This is a genomic window from Pseudomonas sp. Eth.TT006, assembly GCF_054456575.1.
The window spans coordinates 1-16,339 of sequence record NZ_JBTJEN010000002.1; the positions used below are offsets into that span (position 1 = coordinate 1).

The window sequence follows — 16,339 nt, forward strand, 5'->3', positions numbered from 1 at the left end:
ATTCCTACGGCATGCAACGACCCCTTCCGGCTGTCACAACTTGCTGACAGTGCTAAGGTTCTGCCTTGGCTTTTGTAATTTTCCAAGGAAGCTTTTATGCCGGACGCCTCGTCCCTCAACGCTGCATTCATGGTGGTTCAGAGCAATAGCCTGGACGAGCTGCGCAGCCTGGTGGTCGGCATCATGCGACGTTACCCTTTGGCGCCCCTGGAAAATGAAATCGCTCTGGTGCAGAGCAACGGTATCGCCCAATGGCTCAAACTGGCCTTGGCGGAAGATCCTGCAGAGGATGACCTCGGAGGCTGCGGAATAGCCGCTGCCATTGATGTCCAGCTCCCCGGCAGTTTCATGTGGCAGCTCTACCGTATGGTGCTGGGGCGAGACGAGATCCCGGCAACATCCCTGCTCGACAAGGCTCCCTTGACCTGGCGACTGATGCGCCTGTTACCGCAGGTTATCGATCGTCCGCATTTCGAGCCGCTGCAACGCTTCCTTATCCATGACACCGATTTGCGCAAGCGCTACCAGTTGTCCGAACGCCTTGCAGATCTCTTTGACCAATACCAGGTATATCGGGCCGATTGGCTTGAGGATTGGGCCGAAGGCCGACACCAATTACGTAATGTCAGAGGTGAGGTCAAGCCACTGCCTCCTGTCAGTTGCTGGCAGGCTGAACTGTGGCGTGCGCTGCTGGAAGACGTCGGTGAGCAAGGCATGGCCCAAAGTCGGGCCGGTGTTCACCAGCGTTTTATCGAGCGCATCAATTCTCTTGAGGAGGCGCCTGCTGGACTACCCTCGCGAGTAATCGTATTCGGCATATCTTCGCTGCCGGCCCAAGTGCTGGAAGCGTTGGCCGGACTCGCGCGTTTCAGCCAGGTGTTGCTGTGTGTACACAACCCTTGCCGGCATCACTGGACCGATATCGTTGCCGACAAGGACTTGCTGCGACATCAATACAAGCGCCAGAGCCGCAAGACTGGAATGCCTGTCGTACTCGACCCCGAGGCATTGCATCAACATGCTCACCCGCTGCTTGCCGCGTGGGGCAAGCAAGGTCGCGATTACATCAACCTGCTCGACAGCTATGACGATCCCAACAGCTATCGAGCTGCCTTTCGCGATGGGCGCATCGACCTGTTCAGCGATAACCAGCCGCAGAACCTGCTCAATCAACTTCAGGACGATATCCTCGAGTTGCGACCGCTCAGCGAAACCCGTGAGCACTGGCCCGCCATCGATCTTGAACACGACAACTCCATCCGCTTTCACATCGCCCATAGCGCTCAGCGCGAAGTGGAAATTCTCCACGATCAGTTACTCGCGCGTTTCAGCGCCAATCCACATCTGCGTCCACGCGATGTGATCGTGATGGTGCCGGACATCGACAGCTATGCACCGCATATCCGCGCGGTATTTGGGCAACTGGATCGGCATGATCCACGTTTCATTCCATTCACCTTGGCCGACCAGGGCCAGCGCGGCCGGGACCCGTTGCTGATTGCCGTCGAGCACCTGCTCAAACTGCCGGACAGTCGTTTCCCGGTCAGTGAAATTCTCGACCTGCTTGATGTTCCTGCTCTGCGCGCCCGGTTTGGCGTGCAAGAGCGTGATCTGCCAACCCTGCATCGCTGGATTGAAGGAGCGGGCGTGCGTTGGGGAATGAATGCCGAGCAACGTGCCGGCCTGGGCTTACCTGAAGAACTTGAGCAGAACAGCTGGCATTTCGGTCTGCGGCGGATGTTGTTGGGATACGCCGTCGGCAGTTCCAACGCCTGCGCAGGTATCGAGCCTTACGATGAGATCGGCGGTCTCGACGCAGCGTTGATCGGGCCATTGGTGGCTTTGCTCGACGCACTCGAACTGGCCCATCATGAGCTCACTCAGGCTGCTCAGCCCAAGATATGGGGCCAGCGTTTGCAGGTCCTGATGCAATTGTTTTTCAAGGCCAGTAACGAGCATGACGATTACCTGCTGACGCAACTTGAAGAGCTGCGCGAGACCTGGCTACAGACTTGCGAGTCCGTAGGATTGCTCGATGAGTTGCCGTTGACGGTGGTTCGCGAAGCCTGGCTCGCAGGACTGGATCAGGGCCGTCTGTCTCAGCGCTTTCTCGCCGGCGCGGTAAATTTCTGCACGCTGATGCCCATGCGCGCGATCCCGTTCAAGCTTGTGTGTCTGCTGGGAATGAATGATGGCGATTACCCGCGAGCGCAACCGCCCCTGGACTTCGACCTCATGGGTAGCGATTACCGACCAGGAGACCGCTCGCGCCGAGAGGATGATCGCTATCTGTTGCTTGAAGCGCTGCTGTCTGCACGCGAGCAGCTGTACATCAGTTGGGTCGGGCGCAGCATTCGCGACAACAGTGAGCGACCTGCATCGGTACTGATCGGCCAGTTGCGCGACCACCTCGCCAGCGGCTGGCGGCTGGTCGATGAGCAGCAGGATTTGTTGAGCGCCATGACCGAGGAGCATCCGCTGCAACCGTTCAGCTCACGCTACTTCCATGAAGGCGATCAGCTCTTCAGCTACGCCCGTGAATGGCAGGTTTTGCACCAAAGCCATGTGCCGCAACACGAAGCAGAATTACTGACACCTCATGTCCAGGAAGAGCCATTGAGCCTGGCCTTGCTGCAGGACTTCCTGCGGAATCCGGTCCGGCACTTTTTCACTCAGCGGCTCAAGGTTTATTTCGAGGCAGCCGAGGCGCCCCTGGCGGACGAAGAACCTTTCGTACTGGACGCGTTGCAGCGCTACACGCTGAGCGACAGTCTGCTCGAAGCCGCGCTCAGGCAGCCGGACAATGTTGATCGGGCACTTGAGGATCAGGCCCGGCGCTTGCAAAACAGCGGCTTGTTGCCCATGGCCGGTTTCGGTGAGTGCCTGCAGAGAGAGCTGATCGAGCCTTTGCCAGGCCTGCTGCACCGTTATCAACAGCTACTGGCGTTGTGGCCGACACCGGTGACCAGTGCGATTCCGATCAATCTTGATTTGCAGGGCGTGCGGGTGGAAGGCTGGCTCGCCGGGTTGCACCAGCGCGCCGACGGCGGAGTGCTGTCGGCCACGACCATTCCCAACAGTATCGGCTCGATCAAAAGCCGGAAATGGCATCGATTGACCAAACCCTGGGTCAACCATCTTGTGGCTTGTGCCAGCGGTCTCACGCTGACCACGGCGTTGGTGGCCAGTGACGATACGCTGTTGCTGGAGCCGATGGAGCAAGATAGAGCCGTGCGTTTCCTCGGTGATCTGCTGCTCGCCTGGCAGGCTGGCATGCGTCAGCCATTGCCGATTGCAGTCAAGACAGCCTTCGCCTGGCTCACTCAGACTGACCCGCTCAAGGCTGAGGCTGCGGCCAGAAAGGCCTACGAAGGCGACGGCCAGAACAGCGAAGGCGAACGCCGTGAAAGCCCTGCGCTGTCTCGTCAGTTCGCTGACTTTGACGCCTTGATGGCGGACGAAACATTCTCCGGTTGGTGCGACGCGTTGTATCGCCCTCTGTACGAAGCGCCCTGGCGTTCATGGACCAATGAGGGCGCGCACGCATGAGTACCAAAACTCCTCTGGCCCTGGCGTTCCCGCTGCACGGCAGTCAGCTGATCGAGGCCAGTGCCGGTACCGGCAAGACCTTTACCATTTCTGCGCTATATCTGCGGCTGATCCTCGGACACGGCGGCGAATCGAGAGGCTTCGGCCGTGAGCTGTTGCCTCCGCAGATTCTCGTGGTGACCTTTACCGATGCCGCCACCAAAGAGCTGCGTGAACGAATTCGTACGCGATTGGCTGAGGCCGCGCGTTTTTTTCGCGAGGAAACCCCGGCCCCGGATGGATTGATTGCCGAATTGCGCGAGCAGTTTAATCCGACACAATGGCCCGGCTGCGCGAATCGACTGGACATCGCCGCGCAGTGGATGGACGAAGCGGCAGTATCCACGATCCACAGTTGGTGTCAGCGCATGCTGCGCGAGCATGCGTTCGACAGTGGCAGCCTGTTTACCCAATCCCTGGAGACCGATCACAGCGATCTGCTCGGCGAAGTGCTGCGTGATTACTGGCGATTGTTCTGTTATCCGATGCAGGGCGATGCACTGAACTGGGTGAGGAATAACTGGGGCGGGCCTGCCGCCTTGTTGCCACGGGTGCGCGGTCTGTTTGGCAGTGAACGCGACAGCGAAGAAGGCAAGGTGCCCGCCGAGTTGATCGACGAGTGCCTGCAGGAACGACGCGCCGCGTTGCTCGAACTGAAAATGCCATGGCGTCAGTGGGCCGATGAACTGCTGCTGATCTGTCATGAAGGCGTTGCGAGTAAAGCTGTCGACGGTCGCAAGATGCAGGCACGCTACTTCGAGCCTTGGTTCGAAAAGCTCAAGGCCTGGGCCGAAGACGAGGCCATTGCGCAACTGGATATCGGCACCGGTTTCACCCGATTGACCCCTGACGGGATGGCCGAAGCCTGGAAAGGGCAAGCGCCGAATCATCCAGGTCTGGACGCCATGCTGGGGCTCAAGTCGAGCCTCGACGCATTGCCAACTCCCGACGCCGCTGTATTGCAGCACGCGGCCAGATGGGTAGGCGCGCGTTTCGAAGAAGAGAAGCGCCGTCGCGCGGAAATGGGTTTCGACGACATGTTGTTGCGCCTCGATGCGGCGTTGCAATCCGACACAGGCGAGCGCCTGGCGGCAGTGATCCGCGAGCAGTTCCCGGTGGCGTTGATCGACGAGTTTCAGGACACCGACCCGGTGCAATACCGGATCTTCGAGAGCATCTATCGCATTGAAGACAACAGTCCGGACACCGGCCTGTTTCTGATTGGCGACCCCAAACAGGCGATCTATGCGTTCCGTGGCGCCGATATCTACACCTACCTGCGTGCACGTCAGGCCACCACCGGCCGCCTGCATACATTGGGCACCAACTTCCGCTCCAGCCACGGCATGGTCAACGCGGTAAACCATGTATTCGAACGCGCCGAGTCCCGTGAACAGGGACGCGGCGCGTTTTTGTTTCGGGAACAGAACGGCGATAACCCGGTGCCGTTCCAGCCGGTTGATTCGCAGGGACGCAAAGAGCGGCTGCAGATCGCCGGCCAGGATGTCGCGGCACTCAATATCTGGCAGCTGTCGACGGATCAGCCGCTGTCAGGCGCAGTCTATCGCCAGCAGTTGGCGGCGGCCTGCGCCAGCGAAATCACTGCGCTGCTCAATGGCGGGCAAACCGCTGCAGTGGGATTCGTCGAGGACGGAAAAGACTTCAGAGGCTTGCGGCCTTCCGATATCGCCATTCTGGTGCGCGACGGCAAAGAGGCTCAAACCGTACGCACAGAGCTCGCCGCCCGTGGGGTGCGCAGCGTTTATCTGTCGGACAAGGATTCGGTGTTCGCCGCCCAGGAAGCGCACGATCTGCTGTCCTGGCTCAAGGCCTGTGCCGAGCCGGATGTCGATCGTTCGCTGAAGGCGGCACTGGCCTGCATCACGCTCAATCTACCGTTGACCGAGCTGGAGCGGCTGAATCAGGATGAGTTGGTCTGGGAAGCGCGGGTCATGCAGTTCCGCGGTTATCGTGAGCTGTGGCGCAAACAAGGTGTGCTGCCGATGTTGCGGCGTTTGCTGCACGACTTCCATTTACCGCAGACCCTGATCGCCCGCAGTGATGGCGAGCGGGTGCTGACCAATCTGTTGCATCTGTCAGAATTGATGCAACAGGCTGCAGCGGAGCTTGATGGCGAACAAGCGCTGATTCGCCATCTGGCCGAGTTGCTGGCGTTGTCCGGGCAGGCCGGTGAAGAACAGATACTACGTCTGGAAAGTGACGAGCAGTTGGTCAAGGTGGTGACCATTCACAAGTCGAAAGGGCTCGAGTATCCGCTGGTGTTCCTGCCTTTCATCTGCTCTGCAAAACCGGTGGACGGCAGCCGCCTGCCGCTGCATTACCACGATGCAAACGGCAAGGCTCAGGTGACGTTGAAGCCGACACCCGAGTTGATCGCCCTCGCCGACGACGAGCGTCTGGCCGAAGATCTGCGTCTGCTCTACGTCGCCCTGACTCGCGCGCAACATGCCTGCTGGCTGGGTGTCACCGATCTCAAACGCGGTAGTAACAACGGCTCGGTGCTCCATCTTTCGGCGCTCGGTTATCTGCTGGGTGGCGGTGAAAGACTGACTGAATCGACCGATCTGAGCCGTTGGCTGCTGGATCTGCAGCAGGACTGCTCGGCCATTTGCATTGGTGAAATGCCGCAAGCCACTCACGAACTTTATCGCCCCGAGCGCAATGAAGCGGTGCTCAGTGCGACCTTGGTGCCCAAGCGCAAAGCCAGTGAGAACTGGTGGATTGCCTCCTACAGCGCCTTGCGCATCAGTGACGTGTTGAGTGTCGCTAGCGATGAGGCGCCGGACAGTCCGCAAGCGCAGAAACTGTTTGATGATGAACGTCTCGACCCGGACGCGCCGCGAGAGGTCGCCGTCGGTGGTGCCGATATCCATCGATTCCCCCGTGGGCCTAACCCTGGGACCTTTCTCCATGGTTTGCTGGAATGGGCGGGAGACGAAGGTTTTGCGGTTCCCTTTGAGACGCTCAAGGATGCGATTGGTCGGCGCTGTAACCTGCGTGGCTGGGAGGGCTGGATCAGCACCTTGAGTGACTGGCTGCATCACCTGCTCAAGTCTCCATTGCCGACAGGTGCCGGACGACCTCCGGTGGTACTTGAGCAACTGAAGCAGTACCGCGTCGAGATGGAGTTCTGGTTCGCCAGTCACAAAGTCGACGTGCTCAAACTCGATGAATGGGTGCGCCAGTACACCCACAATGGCGTGGCGCGAGTGGCCGCCGAGCCGGTGCAACTCAACGGCATGTTCAAAGGCTTCATCGACCTGACCTTCGAGCACGAGGGTCGTTATTACGTGGCTGACTACAAATCCAACTGGCTAGGCGTCGATGATGCGGCCTATACCGAGCAGGCCATGGAACGTTCGATCCTCGACAACCGTTACGACCTGCAATACGTGCTGTACCTGTTGGCGTTGCATCGACAGTTGAAGGCGCGCCTGCCTGACTACGATTACGATCGGCATGTCGGTGGTGCGTTGTATGTGTTCCTGCGCGGGACCCGCGCTGATAGTCGCGGTGTATATTTCGCGCGTCCGCCGCGTGAGCTGATCGAACGACTGGATCGCCTGTTTCAAGGCAAGCCGGAACCCAAGGCCGAACCTGCCTGGGAACAGGGAGTGCTGCTATGAACCGTACTTTTGCCGATCTGTCAGCAGTGATCGACAACCCGTCGAGCCTTTCGCCGCTGACGAGTGCCGCCGATCTGCTGCTGTTGCTCGGTCATTGGGTCGAACGCAACTGGCTGCGCGCGCTGGACAAGGCGTTTGTCAGCTTTCTGCATGAGCTCGCGCCCGAGTCCGATCCGCTGGTGCTGCTCGCTGCGGCACTGACCAGTCATCAACTGGGTCACGGGCATGTCTGTCTGGACCTGTACGAAACCCTCAAGGCCCCGGATTTCGCCCTGTCTCTGCCACCCGAAGGCGATGTGTTGGGCGGTGCGTTGCTGCTGCCGTCGCAGTTGCTGGAAACCCTGGACGGTGCCCATTGGTGCAAGGCGTTGGCAAGCAGTGCGCTGGTCGCGCTGGCAGCGGATGCCAGCGCCGCGGCGCAACAGCGTCCGTTGGTGTTGTCCGGCAAACGCTTGTATCTACGCCGCTACTGGGCGTATGAGCGGCGTATCGATTCGGCTTTGCGAGCACGTCTGGATCAGGCTGAAATCCCACCCGATGACTTGCCCCAACGCCTCGACGAGTTGTTTGGCCCGGCCCGGCCGGATGCCGCGATCGACTGGCAGAAACTCGCCTGCGCTCTTGCCACTCGCGGTGCCTTCAGCATCATCACGGGTGGCCCGGGCACCGGCAAGACCACCACGGTGGTGCGCCTGCTCGCGCTGCTGCAGGCCCCGGCGGTGGAGGCCGGTCAGCCGTTGCGCATTCGTCTGGCGGCACCGACGGGCAAGGCAGCGGCGCGCTTGACCGAGTCCATCAGCCAGCAAGTGCAGTCGCTGAAAGTCGCCGAGGCCGTGCGCGAGAAAATCCCTTGCGATGTGACCACCGTGCATCGTCTGCTCGGTAGCCGTCCCGGCACCCGGCACTTCCGCCACCATGCCGGCAACCGCTTGCCGCTGGACGTGCTGGTAGTCGATGAGGCCTCGATGATCGACCTGGAGATGATGGCCAATCTACTCGACGCATTGCCGGCGCATGCGCGTCTGGTGTTGCTCGGCGACAAGGATCAGCTCGCGTCAGTGGAAGCCGGAGCGGTGCTGGGCGATCTGTGCCGCGATGCCGAGGCTGGCTGGTACAACCCGCAGACCCGCCAGTGGCTGGAGTCGGTGAGCGGAGAGTCGTTGCAGGACAGTGGCCTGCACGAGGACCACGATGGTTCGCATCCGCTGGCCCAGCAACTGGTGATGTTGCGTCATTCCCGCCGTTTCGGTGAAGGCAGCGGCATCGGCCAGCTTGCGCGTCGGGTCAATCAACAGTTGCCGGAAGAGGCGCGCCAGTTGCTGACGGCTGGTCATTACGACGACGTGTTCTCGCTGCCGCTCAAGGGTGAACATGACCACAAGCTCGAGCGCCTGTTCCTCGAAGGCCATGGCGACGGGCCGCAAGGTTATCGCCACTATCTGACCGTACTGCGTCAACAGCGCCCGCCGGCTGGCAGACCGCTGGAGCATCCGGACTGGGTCAACTGGGCGCGGGAGGTGCTGCAGGCGTTCGACACCTTCCAGTTGCTGTGTGCCGTGCGCAAGGGGCCGTGGGGCGTTGAAGGGCTTAACCTGCGGATCACCGAAGCCTTGCTCAAGGCGCGCCTGATCGAACATAACCAGCAATGGTATGAAGGCCGGCCGGTACTGATGACCCGCAATGATTACGGTCTGGGTCTCATGAACGGCGATATAGGCATCGCCCTCAGCTTGCCCGAACGCGAAGGGCCCGACGCTGGGAAACCGGTGCTGCGCGTCGCCTTTCCGCGTAACGATGGTCAAGGCGGTGTGCGTTTTGTGCTGCCGAGCCGACTCAACGATGTGGAAACGGTGTACGCGATGACCGTGCACAAGTCCCAGGGCTCGGAGTTTGCCCATACCGCACTGATCCTGCCGGATGCGCTGAATCCGGTGTTGACCAAGGAATTGATCTATACCGGTATTACCCGGGCCAAGCACTGGTTCACCTTGATTGAACCTCGAGCCGGCGTGTTTGAAGAGGCGGTGCAACGCAAGGTCAAGCGCTTGAGCGGACTGATGCTGGAACTGGAGGAGGGGAGCTTGGTTCAAGGGTGAGAAGACGGGCGATTAACGCCCATTACTGACCAACCGGTCAGGGGCTGCAGTTTCGCGAGCCTTATTGCGCTGTGCTATCGTTGCGGCATCATTTGGCTACGATCGAAGAGAATCCCTGCATGAAGGTGGCTGTCTGGGCGACAGAGCGCGTAGTTGGCTGCAAGCAGGCGTTGCTGGTCGGACTGCTCTGGTTGCTGGCGGGTGTGGCTGTCGCCCAATCCTCAATATCGCCTGGCCTGGCCGAGCAGCGGGCCAAAGCGGTGACGCAAGTTGTCCTTGGTATTCTCAGTTACGCCCGCTGGCCAGTGGAACCTGCACAACTGCGACTGTGCATTGTTGGCCCTACCGAATACACCGATGATCTGGTCAAGGGCACCACGCAAGCCACTGGTCGGCCCGTCGCCGTCCGTCGGTTGCTGGCGGACAACCCGGCGATCGTCAGCGACTGCGATGCGGTGTACATCGGCAAGCTCACGGCGGATGAGCGCAGCCGACTGTTCGCATCCTTGATCGGTCATCCGGTGCTGAGCATCAGCGAAGGGGGCGATCAATGCACCGTTGGCAGCCTGTTCTGCCTGCGGGTCGGCGATGAGCAAGTCTCCTTCGAGGTCAATCTCGATTCCGTCGCCCGCAGCGGGGTGCGTATCCATCCGAGTGTGCTGCAGTTGTCGCGCCGCAAACAGGCGGCGCCATGAACCTGTTTCGCTCCAGAAACCGCCCGACACTGGGCTCGGTCATCGGCCGCGGACATTTGATTGTCGCGCTGGTGGCCGTGGCAATGGCCAGCGTGTCACTGACCCTGCTCGGGGTTCTCGCGCTGCGGGTCTACGCCGATCACAACCTGCAGCTGATTGCGCGCTCGATCAGCTACACCGTGGAAGCGGCGGTGGTGTTCAACGACAAAGCCGTCGCTACCGAAACGCTGGCCTTGATCGCGTCCACCGAAGAAGTGGCGGACGCTCAGGTGCTCGACGCCCAGGGCCAGTTGCTGGCGCGTTGGCAGCGACCGGAGAACGGGTTGTTCTCCGAGCTGGAAATGCAGATCGCGCGCAGCATTCTGGAAAAGCCGGTCAGCTTGCCGATCGTGCATCAGGACCGCGAAGTCGGCCACGTTCTGCTGGTCGGCCACGGCGGCAGCCTGATGCGCTTTTTGCTCAGTGGTCTGGCGGGAATCATCCTCTGTACCGCGGTCAGTGCGTGGGTCGCGCTGTATCTGGCGCGCCGCCAGTTGCGTGGGATTACCGGCCCGCTTCGCAGTCTTGCCGCAGTGGCCCACGCCGCCCGCAGTGAACGCGCACTGGATCGACGGGTGCCGCCGGCGCGGATTGCCGAACTGGATAGCCTCGGCAGCGACTTCAACGCCTTGCTCGACGAACTCGAGTCCTGGCAAAACCATTTGCAAAACGAGAACGAAAGCCTCGCCCATCAGGCCAGCCACGACAGCCTGACCGGTTTGCCGAACCGGGCCTTTTTCGAGGGCCGCCTGATTCGTGCCTTGCGTAATGCCGGCAAGCTCAACGAGCGAGTGGCGGTGCTGTTTCTCGACAGCGATCGCTTCAAAGGCATCAATGACAACTTCGGTCACGCCGCTGGCGATGCAGTGCTGGTGGCGGTCGCCGAACGGGTGCGGGCGCAACTGCGCGAGGAAGATCTGGTGGCGCGTCTCGGCGGCGATGAGTTCGCCGTGCTGCTTACGCCACTGCACAAAGTCGACGACGCCGAGCGCATTGCCGACAAGATTCTCGCCAGCATGGACATGCCCATCGCGCTGCCGGGCGACACCCGCGTGGTGACGTCGCTCAGTATCGGCATTGCGGTTTTCCCCGATCATGGCGTCACCCCGGGTGCCTTGCTCGATGCCGCCGACGCCGCGATGTATCAGGCCAAGCGCCTGTCGCGTGGCGCGCAATTCACTGCCGGGTCGGAGAGCCCGGTCGTCAATCTTCAAACCAGGAGCTGATTCCGTGTTCACATTTCCCGCTCGATTGTTTTCTGCCTTGCTGATGATCGCCGTCCTGGCGTTGACCGGTTGCCAGACCGCTCCGCCAAAAGGCCTGACCCCGGCGCAGATTGCCGTACTCAAACAGCAGGGCTTCGAGGCGACCGACGAAGGCTGGGAATTTGGCCTGTCCGGCAAAGTGCTGTTTGGCAGCGATATCGAAAGCCTGAACAGCCAGAGCACGGAAATCGTTGAACGGATCGGCAAGGCGCTGGTGAGGATCGGCATCGAGCGGGTGCGGGTCGACGGTCACACCGACGGCTCGGGCAAAGAGGCGTACAACCAGCAACTGTCATTGCGCCGGGCCAAGAGTGTGGCTAAGGTCCTGACCACCGTCGGCATGAAAGAAGAAAACATTCAGCTGCGTGGCTTGGGCAGCAGCGAGCCGGTGGCGTCCAACAGCACCCCTGCTGGACGCACCGAAAATCGTCGGGTGTCGATTGTGGTCAGCGCCGATTAATCGGCGAAGCGCATCTCCCGCGTCTGCCCCATCAAAAGCCCCTGATTACGCTCGGTCACTTCCCTGATGTAATCCCACAACAGGGTGATCCGCTTCAACTTCCTGAGATCCTCCCGGCAGTACATCCAGAACTGCCGGGTGATGTCGATTTCCTTCGGCAGCACCGGCAGCAGACGCGGATCCTGCGCGGCGAGGAAGCACGGCAGAATCGCCAGTGAACGCCCTTGCTGCGCCGCGACGAATTGCGCGATCACGCTGGTGCTGCGCAGATGGGCGTTGGCGCCGGGCAGCACGTTTGCCAGGTACAGCAGCTCCGAACTGAACGCCAGGTCATCCACATAACTGATGAATTGATGCTTGCTCAAATCTGCCGGGCGGCGGATCGCTGGGTGTTGGTCCAGATAGTCCTGGGTCGCGTACAGCTGCAGGCGGTAGTCGCAGAGTTTGCAGCACACGTACGGACCGTGTTCCGGACGCTCAAGGGCGATGACGATATCGGCTTCGCGTTTCGACAGGCTGATGAAATGCGGCAGCGGCAGGATGTCCACCGAGATGGCCGGGTAGGCGTCGACGAAATGGCTCAGTTGCGGGGTGATGAAAAAACTGCCGAAGCCTTCGGTGCAGCCCATGCGTACATGGCCGGAGAGGGCTACGCCAGACCCCGAGACTTGCTCGCAGGCCATGTGCAGCGTGCTTTCGATCGACTCGGCATAACCCAGCAGGCGCTGGCCTTCGCTGGTCAGGACGAAGCCGCTGGTGCGCGACTTCTCGAACAGCAGCGTCCCCAATGCCGCCTCCAGTGAACTGATGCGCCGCGACACCGTGGTGTAGTCGACGGCGAGTCGTTTGGCTGCGGTGCTGGCCTTGCGGGTGCGGGCGACTTCGAGGAAAAACTTGAGGTCGTCCCAGTTCAGCGAACCGAGTGAGGTGATGTTTTTTTGCATGATGGACGGGCTTATATGTGCGTTCTTATTAGAAGTTTGCACATCTATACTCCAAAAACAGTCCGACAACCAATTCGTGACACACGCCTCATCTCAAGGCGAACCCCTTCGCCTTGGCTCCTACGATAAAAACAAGTTTCGGAGACCAGCATGAACGCATCGCTTACGCCCAACGAAACCACGGTCCAGAAGGTCAAGCTGCTGATCGACGGCGAGTGGGTCGAATCGCAGACCACCGAGTGGCACGACATCGTCAACCCGGCGACCCAGCAAGTGCTGGCCAAGGTGCCATTCGCCACCGCCGCTGAAGTCGACGCTGCCATCGCTGCCGCCCATCGTGCTTTCCAGACCTGGAAACTGACCCCGATCGGCGCACGCATGCGCATCATGCTCAAGTTGCAGGCGCTGATCCGCGAGCACTCCAAACGCATCGCCGTGGTCCTGAGCGCGGAACAGGGCAAGACCATTGCCGACGCCGAGGGCGATATTTTCCGTGGTCTGGAAGTGGTCGAGCACGCCTGCTCCATCGGCACCCTGCAAATGGGCGAATTCGCCGAAAACGTTGCCGGCGGTGTCGATACCTACACCCTGCGCCAGCCGATCGGCGTCTGCGCCGGCATCACCCCGTTCAACTTCCCAGCGATGATCCCGCTGTGGATGTTCCCGATGGCCATCGCCTGCGGCAACACCTTCGTCTTGAAACCGTCGGAGCAAGACCCGCTGTCAACCATGCTCCTGGTTGAGCTGGCGATCGAGGCTGGCGTTCCGGCAGGTGTGCTTAACGTGGTGCATGGCGGCAAAGAAGTGGTGGACGGCCTGTGCATCCACAAGGACATCAAAGCCGTGTCGTTCGTCGGTTCGACAGCGGTCGGCACCCACGTCTATGACCTGGCCGGCAAGCACGGCAAACGCGTGCAATCGATGATGGGCGCGAAGAACCACGCCGTGGTGCTGCCGGACGCCAATCGCGAGCAGGCGCTGAATGCGCTGGTCGGCGCTGGTTTCGGTGCGGCCGGGCAACGCTGCATGGCCACTTCGGTGGTGGTGCTGGTCGGGGCGGCGAAACAATGGCTGCCGGATCTGAAAGCGCTGGCGCAGAAACTCAAGGTCAATGCCGGCAGCGAGCCGGGCACCGATGTCGGCCCGGTTATTTCGAAGGAAGCCAAGGCGCGGATTCTCGATCTGATCGAAAGCGGCATCAAGGAAGGCGCCAAGCTGGAACTCGATGGCCGCGACATCAAGGTGCCGGGCTACGAGCAAGGCAACTTCGTCGGTCCGACCCTGTTCTCGGGCGTGACGACCGACATGCAGATCTACACCCAGGAAATATTCGGCCCGGTGCTGGTGGTGCTGGAAGTCGACACCCTCGACCAGGCCATCGCACTGGTCAACGCCAACCCATTCGGCAACGGCACCGGCCTGTTCACCCAGAGCGGTGCAGCGGCGCGCAAATTCCAGAGCGAAATCGACGTCGGTCAGGTCGGCATCAACATCCCGATTCCGGTGCCGGTGCCGTTCTTCAGCTTCACCGGTTCGCGTGGTTCAAAACTCGGCGACCTCGGCCCGTACGGCAAGCAAGTGGTGCAGTTCTACACCCAGACCAAAACGGTCACGGCGCGCTGGTTCGATGACGACAGCGTCAACGACGGCGTGAACACCACCATCAACCTGCGCTGAGGAATGGCCATGAAAATCGCATTTATCGGTCTGGGCAACATGGGCGCGCCGATGGCGCGCAACCTGATCAAGGCCGGCCACTCGCTGAATCTGGTGGACCTGAACAAAACCGTGCTGGCCGAGCTGGAGCAACTGGGCGGCACTATTCGCGCCTCGGCCCGTGAAGCGGCCGAAGACGCCGAACTGGTGATCACAATGCTCCCGGCGGCGGTGCATGTGCGCAGCGTCTGGCTCGGTGAGGACGGCGTGCTGGCGGGCATCGGCAAAGGCGTGCCGGCGGTGGATTGCAGCACCATCGATCCACAGACTGCGCGTGATGTCGCGGCGGCAGCGGCCAAACAAGGCGTGGCCATGGCCGATGCACCGGTTTCCGGCGGCACTGGCGGCGCGACGGCGGGCACCCTGACCTTTATGGTCGGCGCGACGCCAGAACTGTTCGCCATCCTGCAACCGGTGCTGGCGCAGATGGGCCGCAACATCGTGCATTGCGGTGAAGTCGGCACCGGGCAGATCGCCAAGATCTGCAACAACCTGCTGCTGGCAATCTCGATGGTTGGTGTCAGTGAAGCCATGGCGCTGGGCGATGCACTGGGCATCGACACCTCGGTGCTGGCCGGGATCATCAACAGCTCGACCGGGCGCTGCTGGAGTTCGGAAATGTACAACCCGTGGCCGGGCATCGTCGAAACGGCGCCGGCCTCACGCGGCTACACCGGCGGTTTCGGTGCTGAACTGATGCTCAAGGATCTGGGCCTGGCCACCGAAGCGGCGCGGCAGGCGCACCAACCGGTGGTACTCGGCGCGGTGGCGCAGCAGTTGTATCAGGCGATGAGCCAACGCGGGGATGGCGGCAAGGATTTTTCGGCGATCATCAACAGCTATCGCAAGCCGCAGTAACTTCAGTCTGCAATAGGCGGCAATTTGTGGTGAGGGGATTTATCCCCGATGGGGCGCGAAGCGGCCCTATAAACGTCAAAAGCGGCGACTGCTACGCAGCCGATCGGGGCGGTGCGACGTTTCGATAAATCCCCTCGCCACAGGTGATTGCCCGGCTTTTTTATATGTGGCAAAAAAAGATCGCAGCCTGCGGCAGCTCCTACAAGGGTGTACCTCTGTAGGAGCTGCCGCAGGTTGCGATCTTTTGCTTGTCAGGCAAAGACGAAATATTTACGCACGGTCTCGACCACTTCCCAGGTGCCTTTCATCCCCGGTTCAACCACGAAGATATCGCCGGCGCGCAGGTGAATCGGCACCATGCCGTCCGGGGTGATGATGCAATAGCCTTCCTGGAAGTGGCAGTACTCCCACTTCACATAATCGACCCGCCACTTGCCCGGGGTGCAGATCCAGGTGCCCATGATCTTGCTGCCGTCTTCGCTGGTGTAGGCGTTGAGGTTGACGGTGTGCGGGTCGCCTTCGAGTTTTTCCCATTTGCAGGCATCGAGTACCGGCAGCGGTTGGGTGTCGCGCAAAACGGTGATGGGTGCAGTCATGGCTGAGCTCCAGGCAGGCCTTCAAACGGAAGCTGCACCGTATAGCGCCGGGCATTGTGCCGGATGTCTGGACTCGACATTCATTTGCTCATAAACGCAGCGACCGTTGCCCAAGATGTTTAACGTTTAGCACCGCAACATATTTAAAGGTTTGTACTGATCTGGAACAACGGTTATGAACTTATAACAAAATTACTTGGATTAACTTGGCCCGGATAACCCTTGCCAAGTTGTTCTGGGTATTTATCAGCGACACGCCACCGCGCGCCTCACCCTACGCAGTCTTTGTTAAATAAATATGTCTCCGCGACAATTCGTTCGCACCAATCGAGTGCAGTGTTTACGGGGCTCGTGCACGTTCGTCTCAAATAATCGAAAAGCGCAAATAGTTCGTTGACTCTCCCCTTAAGGGCAGAGTTTAGATTCCCGCCGCCT

At 60.5% G+C, this 16,339-nt stretch carries 10 protein-coding genes; 8 read left to right on the plus strand and 2 right to left on the minus strand.

Features of this window, described 5'->3' with window-relative positions; translation table 11 throughout:
* The first annotated feature begins 96 nt into the window (after window positions 1-96).
* The 6 genes from recC (at window position 97) to ACXR0M_RS03240 (ending at window position 11,790) form a co-directional block, all read left to right on the plus strand.
* Window positions 97-3,549 carry an exodeoxyribonuclease V subunit gamma gene (gene recC, locus ACXR0M_RS03215; protein WP_458829869.1) on the plus strand — a complete coding sequence of 1,151 codons (3,453 nt, stop codon included), beginning with the start codon at window positions 97-99 and terminating at the stop codon, window positions 3,547-3,549.
* Window positions 3,546-7,235 (plus strand): exodeoxyribonuclease V subunit beta, encoded by a 3,690-nt coding sequence (recB, locus tag ACXR0M_RS03220; RefSeq protein WP_458829871.1) that lies wholly within the window; start codon window positions 3,546-3,548, stop codon window positions 7,233-7,235. The genes recC and recB overlap by 4 nt, the downstream gene beginning before the upstream one ends.
* Window positions 7,232-9,331, plus strand: a complete 2,100-nt coding sequence (gene recD, locus ACXR0M_RS03225) for an exodeoxyribonuclease V subunit alpha (RefSeq protein ID WP_458829873.1) — start codon at window positions 7,232-7,234, stop codon at window positions 9,329-9,331. The genes recB and recD overlap by 4 nt, the downstream gene beginning before the upstream one ends.
* 119 nt (window positions 9,332-9,450) lie before the next feature.
* Entirely contained in the window at window positions 9,451-10,026 is a 576-nt protein-coding gene (locus tag ACXR0M_RS03230; RefSeq protein WP_458829875.1) for a YfiR family protein, read from the plus strand.
* The gene (locus tag ACXR0M_RS03235) at window positions 10,023-11,291 is read left to right on the plus strand and encodes a diguanylate cyclase domain-containing protein (protein ID WP_458829877.1); all 1,269 of its coding nucleotides are present in this window, start codon (window positions 10,023-10,025) and stop codon (window positions 11,289-11,291) included. Before ACXR0M_RS03230 ends, ACXR0M_RS03235 begins: the two co-directional genes overlap by 4 nt.
* Window positions 11,292-11,334: 43 nt before the next feature.
* Window positions 11,335-11,790 (plus strand): OmpA family protein, encoded by a 456-nt coding sequence (locus ACXR0M_RS03240; protein ID WP_458830802.1) that lies wholly within the window; start codon window positions 11,335-11,337, stop codon window positions 11,788-11,790.
* Here the strand turns inward: ACXR0M_RS03240 and ACXR0M_RS03245 are convergent.
* A complete protein-coding gene (locus ACXR0M_RS03245) occupies window positions 11,787-12,734 on the minus strand; it encodes a LysR family transcriptional regulator (protein WP_458829879.1) in 948 nt (315 codons plus the stop codon). The genes ACXR0M_RS03240 and ACXR0M_RS03245 overlap by 4 nt on opposite strands.
* 150 nt (window positions 12,735-12,884) lie before the next feature.
* On the opposite strand from ACXR0M_RS03245, the gene ACXR0M_RS03250 reads away from it, so the two are divergent.
* Window positions 12,885-14,411 carry a CoA-acylating methylmalonate-semialdehyde dehydrogenase gene (locus ACXR0M_RS03250; RefSeq protein ID WP_458829881.1) on the plus strand — a complete coding sequence of 509 codons (1,527 nt, stop codon included), beginning with the start codon at window positions 12,885-12,887 and terminating at the stop codon, window positions 14,409-14,411.
* Between the two features lie 9 nt (window positions 14,412-14,420).
* A complete protein-coding gene (gene mmsB / locus ACXR0M_RS03255) occupies window positions 14,421-15,308 on the plus strand; it encodes a 3-hydroxyisobutyrate dehydrogenase (RefSeq protein WP_458829883.1) in 888 nt (295 codons plus the stop codon).
* A gap of 251 nt (window positions 15,309-15,559) precedes the next feature.
* Here the strand turns inward: mmsB and ACXR0M_RS03260 are convergent, their stop codons facing one another.
* Window positions 15,560-15,904, minus strand: coding sequence for a cupin domain-containing protein (locus ACXR0M_RS03260; RefSeq protein ID WP_458829885.1), 345 nt, complete (start codon window positions 15,902-15,904; stop codon window positions 15,560-15,562).
* Window positions 15,905-16,339 lie beyond the last annotated feature (435 nt).

What these genes read in the sequence shown, in the direction of transcription:
- recC (WP_458829869.1), top strand. Translation starts at nt 97, where the DNA reads ATGCCGGACGCCTCGTCCCTCAACGCTGCATTCATGGTGGTTCAGAGC.
- recB (WP_458829871.1), top strand. Translation starts at nt 3,546, where the DNA reads ATGAGTACCAAAACTCCTCTGGCCCTGGCGTTCCCGCTGCACGGCAGT.
- recD (WP_458829873.1), top strand. Translation starts at nt 7,232, where the DNA reads ATGAACCGTACTTTTGCCGATCTGTCAGCAGTGATCGACAACCCGTCG.
- ACXR0M_RS03230 (WP_458829875.1), top strand. Translation starts at nt 9,451, where the DNA reads ATGAAGGTGGCTGTCTGGGCGACAGAGCGCGTAGTTGGCTGCAAGCAG.
- ACXR0M_RS03235 (WP_458829877.1), top strand. Translation starts at nt 10,023, where the DNA reads ATGAACCTGTTTCGCTCCAGAAACCGCCCGACACTGGGCTCGGTCATC.
- ACXR0M_RS03240 (WP_458830802.1), top strand. Translation starts at nt 11,335, where the DNA reads ATGATCGCCGTCCTGGCGTTGACCGGTTGCCAGACCGCTCCGCCAAAA.
- ACXR0M_RS03245 (WP_458829879.1), bottom strand. Translation starts at nt 12,734, where the DNA reads ATGCAAAAAAACATCACCTCACTCGGTTCGCTGAACTGGGACGACCTC.
- ACXR0M_RS03250 (WP_458829881.1), top strand. Translation starts at nt 12,885, where the DNA reads ATGAACGCATCGCTTACGCCCAACGAAACCACGGTCCAGAAGGTCAAG.
- mmsB (WP_458829883.1), top strand. Translation starts at nt 14,421, where the DNA reads ATGAAAATCGCATTTATCGGTCTGGGCAACATGGGCGCGCCGATGGCG.
- ACXR0M_RS03260 (WP_458829885.1), bottom strand. Translation starts at nt 15,904, where the DNA reads ATGACTGCACCCATCACCGTTTTGCGCGACACCCAACCGCTGCCGGTA.